At 36.4% G+C, this 25,563-nt stretch carries 25 protein-coding genes and 1 tRNA gene; 15 read left to right on the forward strand and 11 right to left on the reverse strand.

What is annotated here, in order from left to right; all coding sequences use genetic code 11:
• Positions 1–83: 83 nt before the first annotated feature.
• Entirely contained in the window at positions 84–338 is a 255-nt protein-coding gene (locus HMPREF0014_RS17595) for a TIGR03643 family protein (protein WP_004705831.1), read from the reverse strand.
• 313 nt (positions 339–651) lie between these two features.
• Between HMPREF0014_RS17595 and HMPREF0014_RS17600 the strand changes: the two genes are divergently transcribed.
• From HMPREF0014_RS17600 to HMPREF0014_RS17645, 9 genes are all read left to right on the forward strand, one after another.
• Positions 652–724 (forward strand) — tRNA-Arg (locus HMPREF0014_RS17600).
• Between the two features lie 152 nt (positions 725–876).
• Positions 877–2,220, forward strand: coding sequence for an integrase arm-type DNA-binding domain-containing protein (locus tag HMPREF0014_RS17605; protein ID WP_020992272.1), 1,344 nt, complete (start codon positions 877–879; stop codon positions 2,218–2,220).
• A 99-nt stretch (positions 2,221–2,319) separates the two neighbouring features.
• Positions 2,320–3,552 (forward strand): hypothetical protein, encoded by a 1,233-nt coding sequence (locus HMPREF0014_RS17610; protein ID WP_006580386.1) that lies wholly within the window; start codon positions 2,320–2,322, stop codon positions 3,550–3,552.
• A gap of 136 nt (positions 3,553–3,688) precedes the next feature.
• A complete protein-coding gene (locus tag HMPREF0014_RS17615) occupies positions 3,689–3,907 on the forward strand; it encodes a hypothetical protein (RefSeq protein WP_020992273.1) in 219 nt (72 codons plus the stop codon).
• A 2-nt stretch (positions 3,908–3,909) separates the two neighbouring features.
• Positions 3,910–4,572: a phage antirepressor KilAC domain-containing protein gene (locus tag HMPREF0014_RS17620; protein ID WP_006580384.1), complete on the forward strand. Its 663-nt coding sequence runs from the start codon at positions 3,910–3,912 to the stop codon at positions 4,570–4,572.
• A 307-nt stretch (positions 4,573–4,879) separates the two neighbouring features.
• A complete protein-coding gene (locus tag HMPREF0014_RS17630; RefSeq protein WP_006580383.1) occupies positions 4,880–5,434 on the forward strand; it encodes a hypothetical protein in 555 nt (184 codons plus the stop codon).
• 149 nt (positions 5,435–5,583) lie between these two features.
• Positions 5,584–6,405, forward strand: coding sequence for a helix-turn-helix domain-containing protein (locus HMPREF0014_RS17635; RefSeq protein WP_020992276.1), 822 nt, complete (start codon positions 5,584–5,586; stop codon positions 6,403–6,405).
• Positions 6,405–7,778 (forward strand): replicative DNA helicase, encoded by a 1,374-nt coding sequence (gene dnaB / locus HMPREF0014_RS17640; protein ID WP_006580381.1) that lies wholly within the window; start codon positions 6,405–6,407, stop codon positions 7,776–7,778. Before HMPREF0014_RS17635 ends, dnaB begins: the two co-directional genes overlap by 1 nt.
• Positions 7,778–8,152, forward strand: a complete 375-nt coding sequence (locus HMPREF0014_RS17645; RefSeq protein ID WP_006580380.1) for a hypothetical protein — start codon at positions 7,778–7,780, stop codon at positions 8,150–8,152. Before dnaB ends, HMPREF0014_RS17645 begins: the two co-directional genes overlap by 1 nt.
• A 217-nt stretch (positions 8,153–8,369) precedes the next feature.
• On the opposite strand, the gene HMPREF0014_RS17650 is transcribed toward HMPREF0014_RS17645, so the two are convergent.
• The 5 genes from HMPREF0014_RS17650 to HMPREF0014_RS26320 form a co-directional block, all read right to left on the reverse strand.
• Positions 8,370–8,801: a hypothetical protein gene (locus HMPREF0014_RS17650; RefSeq protein WP_031944335.1), complete on the reverse strand. Its 432-nt coding sequence runs from the start codon at positions 8,799–8,801 to the stop codon at positions 8,370–8,372.
• 52 nt (positions 8,802–8,853) lie between these two features.
• The gene (locus tag HMPREF0014_RS17655) at positions 8,854–9,321 is read right to left on the reverse strand and encodes a hypothetical protein (RefSeq protein ID WP_006580378.1); all 468 of its coding nucleotides are present in this window, start codon (positions 9,319–9,321) and stop codon (positions 8,854–8,856) included.
• Positions 9,322–9,414: 93 nt separating this feature from the next.
• Positions 9,415–11,940, reverse strand: a complete 2,526-nt coding sequence (locus HMPREF0014_RS17660) for a hypothetical protein (protein WP_006580377.1) — start codon at positions 11,938–11,940, stop codon at positions 9,415–9,417.
• A 141-nt stretch (positions 11,941–12,081) separates the two neighbouring features.
• Positions 12,082–12,564 carry a hypothetical protein gene (locus tag HMPREF0014_RS17665; protein ID WP_006580376.1) on the reverse strand — a complete coding sequence of 161 codons (483 nt, stop codon included), beginning with the start codon at positions 12,562–12,564 and terminating at the stop codon, positions 12,082–12,084.
• Between the two features lie 12 nt (positions 12,565–12,576).
• Positions 12,577–12,771 carry a hypothetical protein gene (locus HMPREF0014_RS26320; RefSeq protein WP_227501429.1) on the reverse strand — a complete coding sequence of 65 codons (195 nt, stop codon included), beginning with the start codon at positions 12,769–12,771 and terminating at the stop codon, positions 12,577–12,579.
• A gap of 671 nt (positions 12,772–13,442) precedes the next feature.
• On the opposite strand from HMPREF0014_RS26320, the gene HMPREF0014_RS17675 reads away from it, so the two are divergent.
• From HMPREF0014_RS17675 to HMPREF0014_RS17685, 3 genes are all read left to right on the forward strand, one after another.
• Complete coding sequence (locus HMPREF0014_RS17675) at positions 13,443–13,736, forward strand: hypothetical protein (protein ID WP_020992277.1); 294 nt, start codon at positions 13,443–13,445, stop codon at positions 13,734–13,736.
• A 104-nt stretch (positions 13,737–13,840) separates the two neighbouring features.
• On the forward strand, positions 13,841–14,941 hold the full coding sequence (locus HMPREF0014_RS17680) for an ATP-binding protein (RefSeq protein ID WP_006580373.1): 1,101 nt from the start codon (positions 13,841–13,843) through the stop codon (positions 14,939–14,941).
• A 2-nt stretch (positions 14,942–14,943) separates the two neighbouring features.
• Positions 14,944–17,136, forward strand: coding sequence for a S8 family peptidase (locus HMPREF0014_RS17685; protein ID WP_006580372.1), 2,193 nt, complete (start codon positions 14,944–14,946; stop codon positions 17,134–17,136).
• Between the two features lie 220 nt (positions 17,137–17,356).
• On the opposite strand, the gene hchA is transcribed toward HMPREF0014_RS17685, so the two are convergent.
• The 4 genes from hchA to HMPREF0014_RS17705 all read right to left on the reverse strand — a co-directional run bounded on the left by hchA (position 17,357) and on the right by HMPREF0014_RS17705 (position 21,349).
• A complete protein-coding gene (hchA, locus tag HMPREF0014_RS17690) occupies positions 17,357–18,232 on the reverse strand; it encodes a glyoxalase III HchA (protein ID WP_004885431.1) in 876 nt (291 codons plus the stop codon).
• A 201-nt stretch (positions 18,233–18,433) separates the two neighbouring features.
• Complete coding sequence (locus HMPREF0014_RS17695) at positions 18,434–19,432, reverse strand: NAD(P)H-quinone oxidoreductase (RefSeq protein ID WP_004885429.1); 999 nt, start codon at positions 19,430–19,432, stop codon at positions 18,434–18,436.
• A 46-nt stretch (positions 19,433–19,478) separates the two neighbouring features.
• On the reverse strand, positions 19,479–20,372 hold the full coding sequence (locus HMPREF0014_RS17700) for an AraC family transcriptional regulator (RefSeq protein ID WP_004885427.1): 894 nt from the start codon (positions 20,370–20,372) through the stop codon (positions 19,479–19,481).
• 158 nt (positions 20,373–20,530) lie between these two features.
• Positions 20,531–21,349 (reverse strand): undecaprenyl-diphosphate phosphatase, encoded by an 819-nt coding sequence (locus tag HMPREF0014_RS17705; protein ID WP_002051555.1) that lies wholly within the window; start codon positions 21,347–21,349, stop codon positions 20,531–20,533.
• Positions 21,350–21,693: 344 nt separating this feature from the next.
• Here HMPREF0014_RS17705 and HMPREF0014_RS17710 point away from each other — a divergent pair, with 344 nt between their 5' ends.
• A complete protein-coding gene (locus tag HMPREF0014_RS17710) occupies positions 21,694–22,494 on the forward strand; it encodes a PaaX family transcriptional regulator C-terminal domain-containing protein (protein WP_004885424.1) in 801 nt (266 codons plus the stop codon).
• Between the two features lie 107 nt (positions 22,495–22,601).
• Positions 22,602–23,582, forward strand: coding sequence for a fatty acid desaturase family protein (locus tag HMPREF0014_RS17715; RefSeq protein WP_004885423.1), 981 nt, complete (start codon positions 22,602–22,604; stop codon positions 23,580–23,582).
• Between the two features lie 53 nt (positions 23,583–23,635).
• Here HMPREF0014_RS17715 and HMPREF0014_RS17720 read toward each other — a convergent pair whose 3' ends face one another.
• Complete coding sequence (locus HMPREF0014_RS17720; RefSeq protein WP_006580370.1) at positions 23,636–24,670, reverse strand: AraC family transcriptional regulator; 1,035 nt, start codon at positions 24,668–24,670, stop codon at positions 23,636–23,638.
• Between the two features lie 157 nt (positions 24,671–24,827).
• Between HMPREF0014_RS17720 and HMPREF0014_RS17725 the strand changes: the two genes are divergently transcribed.
• Positions 24,828–25,526: an NAD(P)H-dependent oxidoreductase gene (locus HMPREF0014_RS17725; protein WP_002051318.1), complete on the forward strand. Its 699-nt coding sequence runs from the start codon at positions 24,828–24,830 to the stop codon at positions 25,524–25,526.
• The last annotated feature ends 37 nt before the right edge of the window (positions 25,527–25,563 follow it).

A 25,563-nucleotide genomic window follows, 5' to 3' on the forward strand; every position in this document is an offset into this window, starting at 1 on the left:
ATTTCACCGGATTGTTTTAACTGATTCAACACTACTCTTCATTGTTGAATCAGTTGTATTTCAATTGATTATATTTGATGGTCTTAAGCATATTTATACTGACGAGAACAGTAAGCTCGTTCAACTTCTGGTGAACGTAATTGCTGATGCTTGGTTTTACGCCCTGCCATACGCTTACGCCAGAGTTTAAAACTGCTCGATTTTAAGTTATATCTCATTAAACGAATAACTTCACTTTCACGTAAGCCATACTCTCGCTCAATTGCTTCAAATGGGGTTCGATCTTCCCATGCCATTTCAATAATTCTAGATAGGTCCTGTTCATCAATTTTTTTCATGTTATGCCCTTTTAAATTATGTTGTAGCCAAATCTGATTCTTTAACAAACAACCTTCTGAAAATAGCTTCACTTACCCGATTGCTTGCCTTGAATGTTTTCGTGTTTTGCTTCAGATCATAGAAAGGTAAACATGAATTTTTTGTGATTTTTTAGCTTTATAAACTCTATTTTTTATATAAGACATAAACAGCTCTAAAACCTTTGAGTGGTTTAACTTTTTATTAACCACTATGACAAAATTTTTAATACCTAAAACATGAAAAAAGCCATTGCCTTAGCAATAGCTTTTTTGTTTATAATCATAAAATTATGCGCCCTTAGCTTAACTGGATAGAGCAGTTGCCTCCTAAGCGACCGACGTGGGTTCGAGTCCCGCAGGGCGCACAAACCCAATAGCAAAATATAAAATAATTTAGTTAAAAGTAACTACCATTCAAACACTTAAACAAAAATCATAGAAGAATATAGATAAATATATAAGGATATAGTTGCAATATTTAAGGATATGATTGAGGATATATAAAGTTCTACTCAACATGTATCCTTATTCTGCCATGGCTAAGAAAACTATTCCGCTATCCGACTCCAAATGCACTGGTGCAAAGCCGCAGGAAAAAGATTATTCCCTATACGATGGTCATGGGCTGATTCTATTCATTCGTAAAAGTGGCTCAAAAGTATGGCGATTTAAATATAAAAGAGCTAATGGTAAAGATGGCTTAATGACATTAGGTAACTTCCCTGCTTTAAGTTTAAAAACTGCCAGAGATAAGCGCCGTGAATTGGAGACCCTATTAGCCAATGGAATAGATCCAATTGAATACAGTGAAATACAAAAGGCTAAACTAGACAATAAATATAATTTTGAATCTATAGCTCGAGAATGGCATACAGCATATAAAAATACTGGACGCTGGGGAACTGAAACAGCAGAAAGAGCTCTTAAGAATATGGAAGAGTATGTTTTCCCAAAACTTGGGAAAAAACCTATTGATGCAATCAAGCCAAAAGAACTGATTCAAGTAATTAAAAGTATTGAAGACTTAGGTTATACCGAAGTTGTAAAAAAAACCCGGCAACGGCTAACAAGTATTTTTGCATTTGCAATGTCGAAAGGATTTATTGAAAGTAATCCAGCCTATGGTCTTCAAGATATTTTCATCCTTTCAAAGAAAACCAAACATCACCCTCAATTACCATTAGAAAGATTGCCCGAGCTGCAAGCTAAATTAGCTTCCGATACAGGCCATCCAATTACTCGACTATGTGTTGAATTTGCTTTACATACTTTTGCTCGTTCAAGTGAAATTAGATTTGCAAGATGGAAGGAGTTTGATTTTGAGAATGCTATCTGGACCATTCCTCCAACTAGAGATTTCGTAGAAGGCTACAAATATTCTCATCGCGGTGCGAAAATGAAAACACCTCATTTAATTCCTCTATCGAACCAGGCACTAGCTATAATAAAAGAGATCTACAAATACAGCGGACATACTCAAAATGTTTTTCCTAAAAATGGCGATCCGCATGGCTTTATGAGTGAATCAACTATCAATAAAACTCTACGCCGTCTGGGATATGACACAAATACAGAAGTTTGTGGACACGGCTTTAGAGGTATGGCCTGTGCAGCCCTAATTCAAAGTAAACTTTTCCAGAAAGATGCTGTTGAAAAGCAAATGAGTCATCAAGAACGTAATAATGTACGACTTGCATATACCCATAAAGCAGAGTTCTTAGAAGAAAGAAAAACAATGCTCAATTGGTGGAGTAGTTATTTAGATGTGACTAAAGAAACAAGTATTAGTCCATATGATTATACGGCACAGATTTTAGGTGAAGAGATCATACAATTTAAGTATGCAAAATTGATGAAATAATCAATTTTAACAGTTTGCTAAGCCTAGCTCGACGGAGCGAAAGTCGGATACCCAATCTGATTGGCTTAGCTCCTATTTGGGGATGCCTTGGGAGGCAGAATGAAGAATTTCTATACTTTAGAAGAGGTGTTATCTGCCTCAGATGAGCCATTATCTCTCTTAGATATTATTGATTATTGTCGAAGAAGCATGCTGCATCCGTGTGTATATCTTGATGGTAATTTAGTCTGTATAGAAGAAACTCGCGAACACCATAGTGAGGATAAAAGAGATTATCCTGTACATGTAGCGGAGGCTAAATGGCACGTACCATTTCAAGGATATGTTTTTAGTCAAGATCTGATTGAACAATTACGATCAAAAAACCAAACTTTTAATCTATTAAAAATTGATCAAATTATATCTCAATATTCTGAAATACCACTTAATGAACCAGAACTTAACCAATCTCTTCACGTATATGAGCGTAGGTATGATGATGACGTTAAAGATTTTTTTTGGATTAGGGATATGGAGGATGAGGAATACAAAGGAATTGAATATTCTAAAAAAGAGATAGTGTTTCATATTGAAGAGTTAAAAAGAATAAATTTTAATGATCCTGATAAAAGGAGGTTTGACACCTTACGGCGTGAATACAATCATGAAGAATATAAACACCTACTATACTCAAAACCATCGTTCACAATTCATGAAGCAGCTTCAATTGTTTCTATGAATAATCCACTCTTCGTAGATGTTTATCGAGATCAACCGAACTTTGTTAAATACTTTCAGCATTATTTACATTCTTATAATTTAATTAGCTCTTGGTATAAAGATGGCATTTTAGGTGAATCAGAAATGATCCCTGCTGACTTATTAAAAGAGACTCTTAAGAAAAACAAAATTCGTATCCAGGGTTTTAATGCGCATCTAATAATAATGGAAGAAGGTAATCTCACTGTCGAGCACAAAAGAATTAATGAGCAAAATGAAGAAATAGAAAGACTGAGAGAAACTATTAAAAACTTAAATACAAAAATTGAGCAATTACAGTCGGAACAATCATTAGAGCCAGTAAAGCCATATAACCTACTAGATTTAATTTTAGACAGCACTGACAATGAAAGATATGCGCCTGATCTAGCTTATGCTATTCAATTGTGGGAATCCGTTTATGTTACTAATCCCAAATCAGGCAAGCATAGTAACAAAGCAAATATTTGGATCAAAAATAATACCCCCTATTCCGGCGATCGAGATGATACGTATACGCGCAGACTGCGAGATATAACATCACCTTTAATTGGATGGCATGATGATAGAAAAAAATTATTAATCAATAGTTAATTAAGTTATTGAATTTTAAAACTTTAAAACTACGTACGTAAAAATACGTCCGTAGTTTTTTGCATTTACGTGCTATGCGTCCGTACGATCTAAACTGTTTAGATACAACCATGTTCTTGCAAACTTGGTTATCAACATGGTTCAAACAAAGCCAATTCGAATTCAATTTAGTACTGCTTGTCAGCTACTTGATGTAACACGAGAATCACTTCGCCATACGATCCGTAAAGATCCTTCATTTCCACGACCAATGAAAATGGGCACCTCAAAACAAGCACCTGTTTTCTTTGATTATCAGGATATTGTTGAATGGCATAACAGCAAGAAAACTGCTGCTTCAGAAATGGAGGCTTAATAATGAATATGCCATCCAATTTTGATACAAATCAAAAAATCATGTCGAGCAAGATCTTGCTTGAGATAATTAATTTTGCACGAATAAATTTTAATGAAAATCCTGTTCGCCTTAACGACTTTAACAGCAGGATTGCAGATGAACTTGAAGGTGAATACTACGAAACTTTCGTAGTTCAAAATACAAACAACACTGAATCTATTGTTTACGGATTAACAATTGATCAATGTATGTTAATCGGTATGCGTGAATCAAAAGCCGTTCGTAAAAATGTTTTAGCTACATTAAAGCAAAAACAAACACCCCTCTTACCTCAATCTTTCTCTGAAGCACTTCAGTTAGCAGCAGATCAGGCACGAAAAATAGAAGAAGATAAACCAAAGGTTGATTACTACGAAAAAATCGTAGTGCGCGACACTTTACTCAATGCAACTCAAGTAGCTCAGAAGATTGGCCTATCAGCTATAACGATGAACAAGCTTTTAGACGCTTTTAAAGTATATAGCCATGGCGTAAAGCGTGCACGTGTATTCCAACAATGGTTTATCGATAAAGGTTATGGCGAATTAAAACAAACTGATCTGGGCTACTCACAACCAATGTTTACGACAAAAGGTGAAGCTTGGGTAATTCAAAAATTAATAAGTGAAGGGGCTATTTCATGAAATATTCACCTATTTTTAGCTTCGCCCTTTTCAAATTAATTTTATTGATCTATATTAAGTCTGTCTGGTGCAAAATCATCAGATCAGCTTTGGTCGGCTGTTTATATCTAGGCGCACAGTCCGCTTTCAGGACTTTTTTTGTGCGTAATCCTTCCGCATCTGCGTCTTATGGCAGGGCCGAAGGGGGACACTTTCGAGTGTGCGAGTCACCTAGATTACTCGTCGACCAACCCCCTTTTGCTTTGCCACCATATCTCTTGGTCGTGATAATTGGCAAAGCTTCTAATAATCTAGGAGCGCATTCATCATGAACGCTAAAGTACAAATTCAATTACAAGAGCAATTAGTCCCTTTCTATACTGCTACTAATTTATTAAATGCTTATGCACTTGCATATGAAGTAGCAACTCAACTTCGCACTTTAATCAATCAAATAGGTAAAACTGCAACCTTCGTTAAAGCATATGCTGAAGAGCGTGGTTTCGATAATTCAATCTTCACAGAGATTGAAAATTTAATCGCAATCTCGCTTCAACTTTCCAACTCTCATGCTGATATTTGTAGCGCTGAAACAAATAGACATCGTCAGGAACCATATGATCGGTATGACGCAGGCGATCTATTTGGAGCTTACTCACTTGCTCAAGAGAATACATCTTGGCTAGAAACTTTAATTTCTCAAATTAAAATCGAAGTTGAATTGAGTAAAGAGGCAGTAAAGGATGTCATTCACAGCGCTGTCTTTGCGCCCCTTGAGCATTTAATTAATATTGCTGAGTATTTAGCTGAAACTAATGTTGGTACTTTTTCTACTGAAAGTGAAAAGTATGAAGCTGAATGGGAGGTATCTAAAAATGGATAAACCCCAAGTTTCAGTCAATAAAAATTCGGTTCAACCAACTACAGAACCCAAACCAACTTCGCAATCTGCTACATATGTGGAGTCCGTCCGCATAACGCCAGATCGACTCATTAATGCCGTCATTAAAAATCTTCGGCAAGGAGGATCTGATGAGCATTGATGCAACTCGGTGGTCATGGACAGCTTCTGTTAGAACTTCTGCTCAACGCTTAGTTCTGCTTTCATTAGCAGACCGGGCTGGTGAAGAACATACTGCATGGCCTAGCATTGATCGCTTAGCTGCTGACACTATGCTAGACAAAAAGACAGTTCAAAAGGTTATTTTAGAGCTCATAAAACTTGGGCTAGTTAGCGATACTGGCGAACGTACAGGACCGACAAAAAGAGTCCGTATACTTAAATTAAACGGCGTAAAAGGCCGTGAAGAATATAACCAAAATCTGGATAATTCAGGTTCAAAAAATGATACTGAATCCAGAACAAATACACCCAAAAGTGGGAACATTAAACACTCCCAAAAACGGAATGATTCCGACAATGGAAATATTCCCAAAAATGGGATTTTGAATAACCCCCAAAACGGTACTTTGAATCAACCCAATTTTGGGATGCAGAACCAACCATTGAATCTATCAATGAATCTCTCTCAAGAACACGAGTGGATTCCAGATCGAGATCAACTAATTGGCATCCTAAATATAGCGGGACAGCAGCAGAATTTAGAATTAATTTTTGGGTTACCAGATTTTGAATTTCAACTCGGTGCTTTCAATGCTCACTATGCAGACCAAGCGATGCCTAATGCTAAAAAACTTTATTGTTTTGTCCGTTGGATCATTGATAAATTTGAACGTTATCAAAAAGCAAATCCGAATTATGTGAAGCAATCTGAAACTCATCCTACTTCCACGACTCAACCTATAATTAATTTAGTAGACAGCAAACCTAAAAGTTTACTGGGGAGTATGTAATGAATACAAATACTCCTCCAATTCATAATCTTCAAATTGAGCAAGCGGTTCTTGCTGCATTGATGACCGTAGCTGGATCTTATGCACAAGTTGAAAATTTATTATCCAAAAACGATTTTTATGCAACACGTCACAAGTTAATTTTTAGTGCAATCGTAGATCTTGATGAAAAAAATTCGCCATACGATGCCGTACTCGTGAATCAATGGTTAGAAGTGCGTAATTATGGTGAAGCATCAGGTGGTGAGAAATATCTTATTCAACTAATGAATGATGCTCCTTCTAGCTTCTACAATCTGCAATCTTATGCAGAAAAATTGAAGGATTTGACCGTATGTCGTCAGGTTGAAGCTGAAGCAATAAAGGTAATCCAGCAAGCCCGGCATTTAACTGTAAATCGTGGTGAACTGGTACAGAATGCACAAACTGCTTTTGCCAATCTAAATACTGAATCAGGGAGCGAATCCCTATTTCATATCCATGATGCTGCATCAAATACTTTTGTCGAAATAAGCAAAAAGATGGAAGCCGCTATTGTCGGTACAACACTAATCAAAGGTATTCAAACTGGTATTTATGATCTAGACAAGAAACTTGGTGATGTAGAACCAGGCTGCTTAATGATTGTGGCAGCAAGGCCGGCTATGGGTAAAACGACAATGATGCAAATAATTGCAAATCATGTCTCCGTAGTTCAGAAAAAACCAGTACTAATTATGTCTGGTGAAATGCCAAAAGAACAAATTGCAATGCGCTTATGCTGTGCTATAGCACCTGCTGACATTAGCCTAGTACGGAATTCTCCTCACCTACTCCCTAAAGAAGAATTTACAGCATATACAAACGCCGTAGTGCAGCTGAAAAATGTTCCAATGCAGATCAATGATACTTCACGCCCATCAATAGCGAACATCAGAGAATCGATCCGAAAAGTACTTCATCAATATGGTTCAGTAGGATTAGTGCTAATTGACTATCTACAGATTATGAAGACATCTAAGCAATTTGCTCGAGAGGATTTAAAGATTGCCTACTTCACTGGTGAACTCAAGGCTATGGCTAAAGAATTTAATTGTGTCATTGTCCTTTTATCACAGCTCAACCGTGAGTTAGAGAAACGACCAAACAAGCGTCCAATGATGTCAGATCTACGTGAATCTGGTGCCATTGAACAGGATGCAGATCAAATTGTTTTCCTTTATCGGGACGAAGTTTACAACAGGGAATCTCAATTTCGTGGAATTGCTGAAGCTATAGTTAGTAAGAACCGGCACGGCGAAGTTGGAACTGCCTATATGCACTCTCAATTGAAATACTGCCAATTTACTAACCTAGATCATGATGCACTAAATCAAATTCAGGGGATTCAATAATGATGTTTATAAATAATTGTGGCATGGATAGTACAGTTTATAAAAAAGCTGATGCTGAAAGATTTATCAATTTAAGGCAGCAAAAGAAAGTAAAAGAATTTCTACTAAAACGCCGTGCTTACAAACGCCCAGACTTCAACCGCATGATTCTAGATTTAAGTCGGCTTAAATGGACACACGAAAAGATTGCCTTTGTTCTCCCCGTAGCAGGTGCATCGACTGTTAGTGAATGGGCGCGTGGTGGAATACCAAACTTCGAACACGGTGAAGCTTTTATTGAATTGTGGAAATCAGAAACAGGGGTAGATCGCGTACCGCGTGAAGGTGAGTGGCAAACATATAAATATGAAATTGGTCAGTTAGAGTTACTTTAAATATTATGAAAAAGCCCTAAATAGGGCTTTTAAAATGTTAATAATAAGCAACTATTTATCAGGCATTTTTATCGTGTAACAGACCACAGATTTATCATGTAACATACCTTTTTTTATCGTGTAACACCTCAAAAAATTATCGTGTAACACCCTTTAATTGTCCATTTTTTATCGTGTAACAGTAGATTCTGATGTTTTTTGACCAATTTACTATGTATTACTTGGTAACAATTTTCATAGGTTGAAAATCATCAATCTGAACTTGTTTAGACTTCAGTAAATCTTCTCTTTTACCATCTATAACTAAGATGGCGCGCTTAACTTGGATTGTCCAAGTACGATCTGCCTCACACATATCTTCAGATTCTATAAAAACTTTACCAAATGCTTTGCCGGAAAGGTTCTGAACATCATCATAAGCAATGATATCTTCAGAGGTTCCTTTTATTTTCCCAGCTTTATCCTTTGCTACAAGATCCAAATACAGCTTGTCATAGGTTCCAAGAAAATCATGAACCGTCACATCCACCACGGCGGAGCAGATTCCTGAATTTACATAGCCGGTCTTGGCATGCTGCAAAGTAATTGGAGTCGCTAAAACTACTGAACTAATAAAAGATAATAGTGAACAGATTAATATTTTTTTCATAATTGAAAAGTTACCTTGTATTAAACCCATAAAGGAATCTAAGTTATCTCAATCAATTTTGGATATAATTTTCTATTATTATCCAGCTTTTCTTCTTGCCATCATAAATAGGCTGTAACTTTGCAACAGTTACGTAATGCCAAAAGCCATGACGTTCATTATGAATTGGTAGAACAATTACAAAGTCACCCTTTTTAAATTCAGCTTTTATATTTCCACATGGTGCTCTTACTTCTTGGAATCCATCTTGAGTAATAATATTCACTTGTACATCCACAGCAGAGCGCCCCCAATCCCCCACAACGGATTCTTGAAGTGTACTTTCTATTGAAGCATTCTCAAGAACAAATCCGTGGATAGGTTGATTATGCTTGATTTGAGAACTATATTTTCTACGAATAAATGCCGTTAAATCTTTTGGCGTATCAAAAATCAAAATTTGTTTGCTTTTGGCCTTGTGGAAAATAATTATAGTAACTATTAAAACTAAGAGGACTGCAGCTAATAAGATGTATAACATTTAAATCTCTTTTTTAATATCTATTTAAAGTGACCCATATACCAACTATAGCTGAAATTGAAATATACGGAGCCACCTTTTATTTTAATCAAATTACTGCACTACCCTCTCATAGTCAGGTGCTCTAATATCATTTATGTCATCACCCCAGAAACGTTCACGGTCTTGTTTTTCTTCTGCTTTACGCAAAGCTTTCTCACGATAACCTGGTGCAATAAAATCTTGAATTTCATCAAATACCATACGGTTAATCGCTGCTTTTGTATACCATAAGTTCTGAGCGGGTATTTTTCGTTTAACAAATTGAAAGGCTTCATTGCCGAAATTGGTATCCTTGCCTTCATTGTATTGGGTTAAGTTACCAACTGTAAGGCTTAATAGTGACTCAAAATCACTACCAAGTGGACCAGCTACAAATGAGTGTGCATCACGACCAGAGGTATCTGTACCAGCAACTAGAATATCGCCCAAGAATGATAATCCACCGCCCTGCACAGCGGACCTTACAAAGAAGTTACTTGCTTTTTTAGGGTCATTACTATCGTAAATCGTTTGTGGATCATTGCCATTAAGTAACTCTTTTAATTGAACTACTAACCCACCAAGTAATGTAGTCATCACAAATAATGGTATTGCATATGCCGCCTTACCTTTTAAGCCTTCTTGGGCCATTGTGCGACTCCCATGACGCATTAAGAATGCAGCAGAGAACGATTTAAACTGCACAATCCCTCTAAAGATCTCACCTGTAATCGTTCCTCTAGCACCTACATTTATTAGAGTCTTTTCACGAAGCCCTGCTTCAATTACTGCCATTCCCTGCTCATCAAGTAAATGAGCTTGTAGCTGTGAGGCTACTTGATCTTTAACCTGTTTCGGATCACCAAACGCTGCTAACTTTTCATCTGGAATTTCATAGATAGAACGTGCTGACATAAGTTGATTTCCTTTACGGTCCACCACTGGTTCCGCTAATTGGAAAACTTGCCATGCTCTTTCATCTAAACCAGTGTTTGAAAGTAACTCTCTATCCTGTATGTCTAAATCACCCCAAGCTTTTGAGCGGCTTAAGCGCCCGTATTTCTCCATAAGTAGCTTAGTAAATCCAACTTTAGAAGCAGCAGTGAGCGCATTTAAAAGTGAAACCCTCATAACCAGAGATGCAACACCACTAGAAATACGGGCTAACTTTTCAGACTTTCCATGTGTTGAAGTAAGGCCATCGTCTGACCAACGTGCAATCGAGCCTAACATTTCCTCAGTAGCTAATCCTAAACTATGCGCCAACTCCCGATCTGCTTTATTGGCTGGGTTGAGCTGTCTAATTAACTCCCCGAAAGCCTTACGATATGAAAGGCCATGTACATGAGCTGTTTTAGCAATGGTTGCCTGATCAGTAGTAGATACAACGGTAGTTCCTCCAAGCATAGAGAAAATATTCATTGAGCGATAAGCAATACCGAGATTTGCTAGAACTTGCGACTGTGGTGAGTTTCCGCCGCTAAACTCGTCAAACATTACCTGAGCGCGATTTAGTGCCGGATTATCCTTAGTTGTAATTCTTCCAGCTTCACGGTCTTTTTTATCAGCTGCATTCTTTAAGATTTTAAAAGCTGTTTTTGGGTTACTGCCTAAGTTTTCGACCAACGCAATATCTTTTGATAAGCCTTTGATATGTGCATTTACCAAATCAACAAACTGCATTCCACCAAAATCAGATTGATATTCAAGCCATGATTCAGCATCTTTAAAATGCAGTACTCGACTTTCGCTATGTTTGTTAGTCACTTTTGATGTGCCTGCACCGGTAGCTTGTCGGCCTACTTCAATTTTATTTGCTCCGTCACTGGATAATGTGTCATAGGTATATTCAAGCAATGAGCGTATTTCTTGCTGTGAGTAGTAATCACCGTTCTCATGCACATATTGGCGTGTATCAATCAGTGATTCAGCCTTATTTACCCAAGCCTTTTTTCCAGCCTTAGCAATCTTTTCTAAGTTGTGAGTTTGTGGCAATCCCCAGTTATCAAGCATCCCTATATCACCTCCGCTCCGATTAAAACGGTCACGCATGGTTTCAAAGACATCGCCCATCTTGTTGCTAATTTTTTTGGCTAATGGATCGCCTGTATTTTCATTAAAGCGTTCACGTACGATTTTATGTACTAATTCTTTATCTGTGAAAATTCCTAAACCGCCTTTAATATTGGTGTAGAAATCCACAAGCTCACCTTCATAAATATCTGCAATACCATCTGCTTTAGAGCTAATTGACTGAATGCCTGACATGTCACCATGCGGTGCAACCATCCGGTCTACAACTTCACTTGCTAATAACCTAGTATGATCTAATTTAGCCAAATTTTTAGATTGTGTAAGAATGTCATTCGCAGCAATTTTATGTTTGCGTTTTAATTGTTCTTGAATATCAATAGCAACTTGCTTTGATGCTTCTATGAGTTTTTCAGAGTCAGAAAGATTTCGCCATTTATCAATATCTTTGCGTGCCATGTTGCGCATGGCTTCATTGATACGTGATTCAATTTTTATTGCTTCTTGAGCTGATAGTGATTGCTTGCCAAGTGCTTTAGCTACCGCTTGTTTACATTGTTCTTTCATTTTCATATTCCTATTTTCTAAAATTTGGAACAACACCAACGTTATCCACCCAATATCATTAATTTAGAACAACATTCATATTCAAAAAATGGGTAAATTCCAAAACAAAAAAGGGCTTCTAAAGCCCCTCTCATCACTTATTCATGCACGAGATCTAAAATCTGATATTGGACGCTGAATACCCCTATTACTAGAATTACCCTTACTTACACGCTCTAAAATCTGTTTCACAAAATCCAATTTCTTTAAGATTAAATTTAGTTCAAAAGAAAATGTATTCTTATTCAATAGACGCTTATACTTATTTTCAGAATCGAGGTAATACGCCGTAATAATTAAAGAATTAGATATATTGCTAACAGCAGCTAAAGCTGTCCTTAATAAGGAATAATAAATATCTTTTGGCTTCGTCATCACTAAAAGTAAATGATTTAATTCCTCAAGGTTATTTATTATAGCTAATAGCTGGTGAGTAAATTGCTTATGAAAAAGCTGATTAGAATCCAGATAACGAATATCTTCCTGAAAATTATTTAATTTTTCGGGAATGCTTTTACTTAGATCAATAGCTCGATTAATCTCAATTCCCATAATCGGTTCAAAAAACTTCTTTTTAGATCCCATATTTAAGTCCTTCTAAGCTATAAGGTAGCGGTTAATTCGAGGTATTTCTTTTTCTGTTTTACTAGTTAACTGCATCCAGAGTTCTATCAATGCAGCGCCGTTGTCATAATTTGGAATTACACCACGCGACCACTCTCTAACAGTTGAAGTGCCAGAGATCGGCAAAACATGTGCAATTTTTTCGTGTGTCCAATCTAGATTCGTCAAATCGACAATCATACTGTTGAAGTCTGGAGCTAAATAGTTTGGAAATTTCTTATTAAAAAAAAGATTCTTCGGTGTGGAAAAGCTGCATAGCTCAGCAAATACATTCATAGTTCAGCCCATTCAATTTATCTAATTAAGACTTGGATTAGGCCCACAAAAAATGGGTATATTTTCAATAAAACGCGCGCGCGCGCGAGGGAGCCCCTAACCCCCCCTATTTCTCTTACTTTTCCTATCCGTAAAGCCCCCAACTCTAGCCAACAAATCTCAAACCAAATCATCCCATTGATAAGTGCTTTATTCGCCGTCCTAAGCTCTTAATAATTATCCATGTACCTTGATTCATTTTTCTTAAAAAAAGTTGACAGTGCTCAAACTAGTGAGAAATGGAGCCATTTTCTTAATTGGTTTTGAGGAGGAATAATTCAAATCTATTTATTTATATTATTTTGACTATATCAAACGATGTAATTTATTAAGCCAATATCTCTTTTAGAGTGAATAAGCGATTCTATGATTGATTCATTGATAGGTTCTGCATCCCAAAATTGGGTTGATTCTACATCCCATTATTGGGAGCATTCAAAATACCAATAATGGGAATATTACCGTTTTTGGAATAATCCCAATATTGGATTAGTTATGGGCTAGAAATGGGAGTAGCCTCTAATATGTTTAAGCAAAAATATATCATCACTGTAGAAAGCGAATCTTCACCTCAGATATGCTTAGGAGATAAAATTCACGGCGCCACAGTTATTTCATTAGAAGTAGAGCAATATCCCGATCTTGTAGATTTAGCATGGCTCACTAAACGCTTTCCTCTATCAAGAGAAATGCTCTCACAAAAATTAGAACTATTTAATGTGGGTGGTTCTGGAAAAAAACTCTATGATCCAAATATTGTTATTCCATTTCTAAAAACAGATTTAAGAAATCGAATCGGCAGACCTAGAAAAAACTAAACATCAACCAGTGGTAAAAAAAATACTCAAATTGGTAAAAAAAATTTAAAATCGGTAAATTTTAGGATAAAATCTACTTGTTATATTAAAAAAGTTTACCAAAAATGGAACTAAAACTTAGCCAACTCCTTATCGATTCCGCTCTAACTGGTAATGTCAGATCAGTTGAAATGGCATTAAAAAAAATCGCTCCTAAAATTAAGAGTGATGATCCAGAGTTGTACCATTTTATTAACAGTAGATTGCAATCGAACCTTTTACGTTCGAAAGATAATTCAAAAATACTTCCTGTTGACACTGATTCACGACTACAACTAGTTCGTGTCGAAAATCCAGTTATTATGCCTTCAACTCCTATTCTGTCAGAAAGTATTGAAAGTAAATTATTTCAAGTAGTTAAAGAGCGTTCTTTAATTGAAAAATTGTTAGAACTCGGATTAACCCCTACTAAAACAATTTTATTTGAAGGTCCTCCAGGCGTAGGCAAAACAATGTCAGCTAGATGGTTGGCGAATAAATTAGAACTGCCATTAATTATTTTAGATTTAGCTACAGTTATAAGTAGTTATCTTGGTAAAACAGGCAGCAACATTCGAGCAGTTCTTGATTACGCCTCTTCGTTCCCTTGTGTAATGCTATTAGATGAATTTGATGCAATTGCAAAACGTAGAGATGATGAACGAGAACTAGGAGAATTGAAACGTCTAGTCACGGTGCTTTTACAGACACTAGATGACTGGCCAGAATCATCCATCTTAATAGCAGCTACAAATCATAGTGAATTACTTGATCCAGCAATTTGGCGTAGATTTGACTTACAACTTAAGTTCAGTAATCCAACTCCACAAATGATCGAAGCTTATATAGAACAGCAACATTCTGACTTAAAAAAACATAAAAAACTTTTATGTGACCTTTTTTCAGGAAAATCTTTTAGCGATATTGAAAGAACATTTAACTTAGCTAGAAAAGAAGCCTTTATAAAAGACCAAGCACTCATTAATATCCTTTTAGGAAGAAATGAAGATTTAGAATCAGTTTCTAATACTTCTCAACAGCAAAGTTCTAAAACCGAAAGAAATGAAATTGTGCTTAACCTACATCGAAAAGGTCTTTCCCAAAGAAAAATCGCTGAAGAAACAGGATTAAGTAGACCAACGATTAAAAAAATTATTACCACTTTACAAACAATTGAGAGTAATTAAATATGAAGAACTTCCTCATAGGTTATGGTGAAACCATTACAAATCCAGTTTATATAAAAACTGGCGGTGGCGATAAGAAACATCCCTATTCCATAGAAGAAGGGAGATTAAGATTCCAACATAATTTAGAGGAAATTATGTGGGAAATTGAAAATAAACCTACGGATGCATGTGCTAATGATGAGGTCGTGGTCAAGTTTATTCAACACCCTTCATATTTAGCTAAAACTTATTATCCTCGTAAGCTATTTAAAAAATTTGGTATGAAGGATATAGGATCAAAATCTGTAAAAATTTCCCCTGATAGTTGGGCTACACGTAAACATCCAGATATTGCTGTAACTTCTTGCATATATGTATCTGGGAAAAAAACTGATTATCAAAAAATGCTTAAAAATGTGGAAGAAAATGATTTAGATCAAGCTACTTTAGACTTTATTCGAACAATTGAACGGGTTGATATTTTTACTTCAGAAGAAAAGATTAAAAATTTAGATCCAACTAGACAAATCAATAAACTGGAAGTGGTAATTCACGCATCCCAAGAAGAAGAAAGTATTCTAGAAGCTTTTCTAAAATATGTTGAGAAGCTAGGAGGAAATGCGGAAAAAAATAAAAGTAAATTTGTTGGAGGCTTAACATTCTTGCCTGTAACTATTGAACATGGTCTTGAAGAGGAGCTCGCTGAATTTTCCCATTTACGAGCGTTAAGAAGTATTCCTAAGTTACGTTTCAATAAGCCTAATTTAACAAGGACGCAATTAAAAGAAGCATTTGCCTTTCCTCAAAATTATCAACTCTCTGATAAGTTTAAAGTATGTATTTTCGATGGTGGCCTTGGAAGCACTCATCTTCTGGGAGATTTAGCTAAGGAAATTATACCTGTTGATGTTTCTACATCTCATCCCCATTTTTTAGCACATGGTAGTGAAGTATGCTCAACTTATCTATTTGGACCATATCAACCAGGTTCTGGGTTGCTAGGCTCTCCGTACACAAGTGTGGATGTAGTTAGAGTTCTTTCACCAGAAGATGAGCATGATCCTGATTTATTTAATGTCTTATCAAGAATTGAAGCTGTACTTAAAGAAAAAAAGTATAAATATATCAATTTGAGTCTAGGGCCTCAAATTGCTGTTGATGATGATGACGTGCATGTATGGACCTCTGTCCTCGACCAATATCTACAAGATGGACATTGTTTAGCGACAATTGCTATTGGAAATGATGGCGACTTACCTGGAGAATTAGGACGCATTCAGCCTCCAAGTGACATGGTTAACAGCCTTGCTATTGGAGCAATTGATTGCCAAAGCAAAGATTGGGAACGTGCCCCTTATAGCTGTACGGGCCCTGGAAGAAGTCCTGGCTTAATTAAACCTGATGGAGTTTTATTTGGTGGAAGTGAAAAGGAGATGTTCCATGTTTACTCACCATTAACTCATTCAATAATCGCGACAATGGGCACTAGCTTCGCTTCCCCACTTGCCATGCGTGTAGCAGCTGGTATTGATGCATTAACAGATTTTGAATTAACAACAAATTCAATTAAAGCCTTAATGATTCATAAGGCTAAACCGGAACAACATTCACAAAATAATGTAGGTTGGGGTAAATTACCACATCAACCAGAAGAAGTATTAGAATGCTTAGATGATGAAGCTACAATTCTATTTCAGGGAGAACTTAAACCAGACCAACATTTGCGTATACCTATTCCAGTTCCTAAAGACGCGGATTGTACATGGGTTATTTTAAAAGCAACATTCAGTATTAATGCCATTACAGATCCTGAACATCCACTACACTACACCCGATCAGGTTTGGATATTACTTTTAGGGCTAATCAAAATAAGAAAAATGATGAACAACAACATCCTGATGCAAAAACTTTTTTCTCAAGTAAAGGCTTATATCTAACTGAAGAAGAATTAAGAGAAGATGCACATAAATGGGAAACAACAATATCTAGAAGCCAAAGATTTAAATTATCTACTCTTGAAGATCCCTTATTTGATGTTAAATACCATGCTAGAGAACAAGGTGCTGCGACTGAAATATCAGAACTATCTCCTATTAGATATTCTTTAGTTTTATCAATTCAAACTGTGGGTGATGTGAACGTATACAATAGTATTCTGCAAAAAAATCAGACTCTTCTACCCGTAAAAGTTTCAAACCGAATTCAGCTTTAAAGCAAATAATTTACCAGATCAGATTAAATTATTTTAGTAGTTCGAATCCTAAATAAGGATTCGAACTAGAACTATTAATTGAATGAAATTCAGTTAATAGTACTTAAGAAAATAAGGATACAAATAGGGATATATTTAAAAAATTCAAAACAAAAAATCCTTTACTTAAAGGTCTTACAAAGTATAGTTCGAGTCCCGCAGGGCGCACATATTGAATAACTTAATCCTTCACTTCAGCCAGCAATGTTTCAGCTGCAAGTTTACCTAAATTATTAGAAGCAAGCGGACTATCGCCCGTTAACAATTTACGATCTCTATGACATTGTCCGGTAATACCAGTGTTCAGAATCTTCACACCGAGTTTTTCAAGGTTCTCACCGACTAACCACGGTAAAGCTCCCGGCATATAACCGATATCAATATTTGCTCCCTTATCTAATGAATCAGGGAATACACAAATTTGATAATCTTTAAAAATATAATTCTCAGGCTGTTCATCTATTGCGGCAGCCAGTAACGAAGCTGGACCATGACATAACGTAATAATAAATTTGTCTTGTTCAACTGCCCATTTAAGAACTTTCTTCACTTCAAGGCTATGCGGAATCTTCGCTAACACCCCATGCCCACCCGGAATAAATACAGCCGCATATAGAGAGTTTTCACCGACTACATTTTCTAAAATATCACCAAGTTTTAACGGATTTTTTAATTTATCTGCATATTTTTGGAAAGTATCTAATACCACTTGTTCTTGCTTTGGCATTGCCCACATTTCAAGTTTGGCTGGATTCCCTGAAAGGGTCGCGACATCAATTTCGAAGCCTGCATTATCTAAATGAAACATCGGCAAAAGCATTTCTACTGGATGGTTTCCTGTAGAAAAGAACTTACCGTTTTGCATCTGGATATAACGCTCATCAGTTGCAATCATTAAGACTTTTTTATTGCCCGTATACGGCGTTGGATAGGTTGTGCCATCGTAATCTGTTTTAGGAGAAGTATATTGACTCAGTGAATATGGTGATGGGAAGAACGCATTATCTTCAGCCAAATCTGGAGTTGGATTTTTATCATTTGATGCTGGGGTATTCATTGTTACCATCCTTTAGAATTGAAGAACGAAATAACAGCTTTAAGCCAGTTATTATTTCTTAGTACATGTATATTTAGATCAAGAAACTGGTGCAACACGCCAATAGAATTTGGCAATTTTTATATAGAAATAGGCACAATTAATAATTATAAATTTCAGTTTAGGCAAACATGACGTTCACCTAAACTATCACGCGTTAAATTAGGTATTGATCTCTAAAACGATCTTTCCAATATGGTCACCTTGCTCCATACATGCATGGGCACTTTGTACATCTGAAAAATCATAGGTTTTATAGATTTGCGGTAAGCACTTGCCTTGCGCCAATAATGGCCATACATGTTCATGTAAGGACTGAGCAATCTGTGCTTTTTCTTGGCTATTACGCGCTCGCATGGTTGAGCCAGTAATCGTTGCACGTTTTAAAATCAGTTTTTGTAAATCAAATTCTTTTGCAATTCGCCCTCCCATAAAACCAATAATGACCAGTCGACCATCACGCTTTAATAGATTTAAGTTTTTCGAGAAATACGAACCACCCACAATATCCAAAATCACATCAACACCTTGGTCTTGGGTGTGTTTCAAAATTTCTTGCTCAAAATCTTGGGTTTTATAGTTAATTGCAGTCGTTAAATTAGAGAGTGCTTCAACTTTATCTTCACTTCCAACTGTAGCAAAAGTTTTAATCCCTAAAGCATGGCAAATCGCTAAAGCGGTGGTCCCAATACCACTTGCCCCACCATGAATCAGTGCTGTTTCATTTTCTTTTAAACGGCCGATATCAAACAGATTTGCCCAAACTGTAAAGAATGTTTCCGGAATTGCAGCAGCTTGAGTAAATGATAAATTCTCAGGTATGGGAAGTACTTGCGTTGCAGTGACAGTACAATACTCTGCATAACCACCACCGTTGGTTAAAGCACAAACCTTGTCTCCAACTTTGAAGTGTTGCACTTGATCACCTACAGCAACTACGACCCCAGCGACTTCAAGACCCGGAATTTGCGTAACACCTTTTGGCATTGGGTATAAGCCCATACGCTGCAATACGTCTGGGCGGTTAATTCCAGCAGCTTTTATCTCAATTAACACTTCATCTGCTTGAGGAACTGGAACATCTGAATCTTGAAGTTTTAAGACCTCAGGTCCGCCAGGAACCGTAATTTCAACAATTTTCATGGTTGTTGGAAGACTCATTGATATGCTCCATGTTTGGTTTATATTTTAAATGTATTGATTTACTTTAATTCATTGAAGATTTAGGTGGAACTCCAAACAGCCGTTTGAACTCTCGACTAAACTGTGAGGCACTTACATACCCAACCTGATAGGCAGCTTCCGCAACACCCATTTGATTATTTAAGATTAAATCACGTGCTTTATGTAATCGAGTAATCTTAATGTACTGTAATGGAGAATAGTTCGTGACTTTCTTAAACGCTTGATGAAAAAGAGAGACACTCATTCCTGCTTGTTTAGCAAGTTCCTGAACCGTTAAATTATGATAGTAATCTCTTTGAATAATTTCACAAATTGTATAAATCACACTATTTCGACTTATCATAGCCGAAAGATTTTCGATTAAATCACGACTACCGGCCTGTAAAACCCTATAAATGAGTTCTCGTTTTATCTGCTCTCCCAATATCGCGGTATCTTGTTTAGAACGAAGTAAATGCAACAAACGTAAAGCAACTTCAGATATAACAGAGTTCATTTCTATAATATTTAAACCACAACTGAGCTTTATATCTCTTTTTTCAAGTTCATCTATAGATAACTGCTGCTCTTTGTTCATTTTAGTGGCTAAATCAGCCATCATTTGTGATTCAAATTTAATCGCAATTGCCAGCATCGGTTCATTTTCAACCCATGTATCGCAGTCAAAAGGAATAGCAATCGAGATGAGTAAACACTGGCCTTGTTGAAACTGAAAAGTTTCTTTTCCTATATAACCACGCTTTACGCCTTGTATGACTAAAACAATTGAAGGCTCTTGTAATACAGCAACAGGCTGTGTGGAATGATCAACCCTCATAAGAGTGATATTTGAAATATAGGTGGGATATAGCCCTTCTTGAGGAGCTAAATATAAAAAAGCCCCTACCAAACTTTTCATCAGATCATTCTGTTGCATTGCTTTATTTTTTACAGGCTATTTAAGATTTACTATATCAATCAAACTAAAAGGAAAAAGCGTTTCTTGGTAGTACTTTGTATAAATAAGCAAGTTAAAACTATTTTTAGGCATAAAAAAACCTAGAAGATTCTAGGTTTTTTCACTTAGTCTGACTATTAAGCAGATAAGTTAAAGAACATTGCTGCAATCAAAATAATGACACCGAGCACAATACGGTACCAAGCAAATACGCGTAGCGTATGGCGCTCAACAAAAAGTACCAGTGCCTTTACTACAAATAAAGCTGCAATAAATGCTGCAACAAAACCAACACCAATATTAATCATATTGTCTGAGGTCAACACATCAGCATTTTTAATTAAGTCAAATGTCGCTGCACCTAACATGGTCGGCATTGCAAGGAAGAACGAAAATTCTGTTGCGGCTTTACGTGATAAACCTGCAAACATCCCGCCTACAATTGTCGCACCTGAACGAGAAGTTCCCGGAATCATCGCAACACATTGAGCAAGACCGACTAAAAGTGCCTGCTTAAACGTGATTTTTGTCGCATCTAGTGTTTTATGCTCAAACTGTCTAGATTCAACCCAGAAAATAATCAGTGCACCAACAATGAGGGCAATCGCAACCACAATTGGGCTAAACAAAACGCTTTTAATAAAATCGACGGCTAAAACACCAATAATCACTGCTGGGAAAAAAGCAATTAATACACTAAAAGCAAAATGACGCGACTCTACATCGCCACTAAAGAAGCCTTTAATCAAGTTAATAATTTTTTGTCGATATAACCAGCATACTGCCAAAATAGCACCTAACTGGATCACTACTTCGAATACACGACCACCATCTGAATGGAAATCGATAATATGACCAAATAAAATCAAATGGCCAGTACTGGAAATTGGTAAAAATTCAGTTAAACCTTCAACAAACCCTAGAAATAGTGCTTTTATAACTTCAAAATTTTCCATCACTTGCTCAAAAAGTTAATCACTAGAAAGGTCTAAAAATTTGTTTTATATCATGAACGAACCAACATTTTGGCTAAGTTCATGTTCAATATCAGATCATTTCTAGCATTTTGGTTATTGCCTTTAATTAAAGACCGATTATTTAAAGTGCAATAATGTATCACATCATTATGACAAACTTAGGTTAACTATCGTAAAAAGATAAAATCTAATCAAAAACAAATCGTCTTCTAGTTATAAATAAAAGCTCTTAAACTTAAACAGGCCAAGAAACCATCTTAAAACATCAAACAAACATGATATTATTTCAAGTATATGTCATTTATATTTAAAATTTAAACAGAATGAAAAATACTAAAATCAACGCACGTCATCTGATTATCGATCTCTTTCTTTCCTCTGCTTACCCTCAACTTACGATTAAACAAATTTTGGTGGCTGCCAAACTGTTTAACTTAAGTGAAAATGGTATTCGAGTTGCGACAACCCGTTTATTAAATGAAGGCATGATTGAAAGCGTAGAACGCGGAATTTATCAACTTTCACCTTCTACGAAAGATTGGGCAAAAGTAATACTCAATCGTAAAAATGGTATTAAACAAACTAAAGAATGGCAGCAACATTATCTTGCTGTATTTACAGGCACACTGGGCCGTATAGACCGAACTGCTCTTAAAAAGCGTGAACGTGTACTGCGTCAATTTGGTTTTAAAGAATTAGAAACTGGTATTTACATCCGCCCAGACAATTTAGCTTATAGTTTTGAAAAAACCTGTGAGGAGCTTGTTTTAGCTGGGCTAGAGAAAGAAGCAAAAATTTGTATTATTCAGCATTTCGAACCCTCAACGCTTAAGCAAATTTTTTCTTTGTGGGATACCAAACAACTCGAAAAAAATTATGAAATGTATAGTCGAGATATCACACACTGGCTTGAAAACTATACTCACCTCTCCTTAAATGATGCTGCAGTTAAAGCCCTTCTTTTAGGTAGGGAAACAATTGCTTTACTCATGAATGATCCCCTATTACCAGCACCATTTGTAAATGAGTCTGCGCGTAATCAATTTGCTCAAGATGTACAGCAGTTAGACGCGATCGGCCAAAAACTTTGGAAAAAAATATATGAACAAGAACTAAATCTATAATCATCTGATTTATTTTTTTACAAACAAATATTTCACTTTTTAATTTTTTATGACTATATTTGTAATATAAAAATATAGATACCGAACTCTAATTTGGGAGAATAACAATGAATACGCAGGTAAGTGTTACGGACCTATTTAGCAGAGAAGAAATACAAGAGCTTACAGAACCTTCAGATGCATATGGAGCTTGGGCTGTTGCCAGCACATGGGCTGTTATTGGCGGAACATTCGCTAGCTTAATAATGATGTGGGACTACTTGCCAAGTTGGGGTAAATTATTAGCATGTATGCTTGCCTTAGCAATCTTGGCGGGTCGTCAGTTATGCCTCGCAATTTTAATGCACGACGCATCTCACAAAAGTTTATTCAAAAATAAAAAAATAAATGATTTCGTAGGTGAATGGCTATGCGCCCGCCCCATCTGGAATGATCTTCAAAAATATCGTGTACACCATGTTCGTCACCATGCAAAAACCTCTACTCCAGATGACCCAGATCTTTCTTTAGTTGCTGGTTTTCCTGTCAGTAAAAAGTCTCTGACTCGTAAATTCTTACGCGACTTAACAGGTATGACTGGCTTAAAGTTTAGCTTAGGTCGAGTTTTAATGGATCTGGATGTCATGAAATGGACTGTTGCCAATGATCAAATTTGGTTAGACCGCAGTCATAAAAATTTCGTTGACTATGCAAAGAGTATTGCAAAAAACAGTACAGGTGCTATTGCAACGAATTTAGCACTTTATGGCGTTTTAAAAGCATTTGGTCAACAACGTTTTTATTGGTTATGGCCTCTGGCTTACTTAACTCCATTCCCACTTTTTTTACGTATTCGCTCTATGGCAGAACACGCTGGTATGAAAACCAGCAATACTGCTTTAACCAATACTCGAACAACACGAGCTGGATGGATTGCGAGAAGTTTTGTTGCACCAATCCACGTAAACTACCATATGGAACACCATTTAATGGCTTCTGTACCATATTTTAAATTACCACGTATGCACCAGATATTAAGAAAACGAGGGCATGTTCCAGTCCCGCCTAGCTATTTTGAAGTGATTCACTCACTTTCATCGAAACCATAATCATCAATTTAAGGCATATTAGAAGATCACTTTCAATTTTGTGGTCTTCTTGATTATTCACTTATATCTAAATTTTTTAGTTTTAACTGAGTTCGATAATACTTAGGTGTCACTCCCATCCAGCGTTTAAAAGCGCGAGTGAAATGAGATGTATCTGCATAACCTAAACTTAAAGCCACAGTTTCAATTGATGTAGAACTATTTTCTAAAAGATGATGTGCATATTGCTTTCGAGTTAAATCAACTAATGCTGAGAAACTTGTATTATCGGTTGCCAAGTACCGCTGTAAGCTACGTTCTGACATATTCATCATTTGAGCGACTTGCTTAACTTTTAATATTTCTCCCTGATTATTAATCAATAATTTTTTTATGACTTGGCTAATTTCTGCTTTCCATCCACTTCGTAACTTCAATTTATCAATATCTTTTTTACACTGTGCTTTCAGTAAAGGTGCCAGCATAGGGTCAGCCGTTAGTATAGGCTGCATTAAATATTCTTTAGGAAAAATCCAAAGATTATGTTTTTGGTCAAATAAACAACTTACGCCTAATTTATCTTTTATTTTTGAAAAACCTAGTGGTTCGGGCATATTCAATTGCACTGTACCTAAAGAAGATAATCCTGTTAGATGCTTCGCGATTTGAACAAAACCTAATAATAAAAAAATAGTAGCATCTGGACTCAACTGAAAAGCTTTCAAAGGCTGGTGTATAGACCAGTAAAAATAATCTTGTTCTTGCTTTAACTCAGGTTTAAAGGCATCACAACGAGCCGCTATAAATTGCTCAAATATTTTTAAGGCCTCTCCCAAATTTGTACTGACCATGGCCGCCATACCCACCGAACCATAACAAGACGCTTTCATTTCCAACGCCAAATAACCCGCCAATGCTGGCTCATGAGTGCGTTGAATCGCATGCTTAAGTAAGTTATTTAAGGTATTAAACTCAACATACCAATACGGTTTGTTTAATTTTTCTAATGTTATGCCACTTCCATCTAAAAACTGCTCAGCAGAGATATTCAAGCGCTTAACCATATCAACTAATAAATTAATATAAGTTCCAGGTAATTCTGGGTTCAGGTTTGGTCCACTAGAAATCATAAATATGGCGCCAAATGGTAAAAACTGTCAGTTCATGAACTATGCCATGCTTTTAAATTGATGCATAGTTGTTCAAAACGAAACCCGCTAAATTGCACTAGACAACACAATTTCTAAAAAGAATACAGGTCACCTTATGAATATTCTGATCGTTCATGCTCATCCAGAGCCACTATCTTTTACAACATCATTAAAAACCACAGCCCAGCAAACTTTTAAAAAGTTGGGTCATCGTGTAGAAGTTTCTGACTTGTATGCAATGCAATTCAACCCTGTAGCTTCCAAAGAGGATTTTTTAGAACTCAATCAACCCGACTATTTCAATTACGCATTAGAACAACGTAATGCCGCCAAGCAAAACCTTTTAGCACCTGATATCCAAGCGGAAATTGAAAAGGTAAAACGAGCAGATTTGATCATTTTAAACTTCCCTCTTTACTGGACTTCTGTCCCGGCAATTTTAAAAGGATGGATTGATCGCGTATTCGTTTCAGGACTTTTTTATGGCGGAAAGCGTTTTTATAACCACGGTGGTATGGCGGGTAAAAAAGCGATGCTCTGTTTAACACTGGGCGGTAGAACGCATATGTTTGGCGAGAGCTCAATTCACGGACCAATTGAACATTATCTCTCACCCATTCAACGCGGCACCTTGGCTTATACTGGTTTTGAGGTTCTTCCACCATTCATTGCCTACCATGTACCTTATATTAGCCAAGAGGCACGAGAAACAATTCTTGAAGACTATATAACGTACCTTACTCACCTCGACCAGCTAGAACCTTTAAAATTTCCCAAACTTGAAGAATTTGATGAGAAGTTATATCCCCTTTAATGGTATGTTTTAGCTCTAAAAGCAGACTAACCAGACA

Source organism: Acinetobacter sp. RUH 2624 (assembly GCF_000162375.2).
Taxonomy (GTDB): domain Bacteria; phylum Pseudomonadota; class Gammaproteobacteria; order Pseudomonadales; family Moraxellaceae; genus Acinetobacter; species Acinetobacter nosocomialis.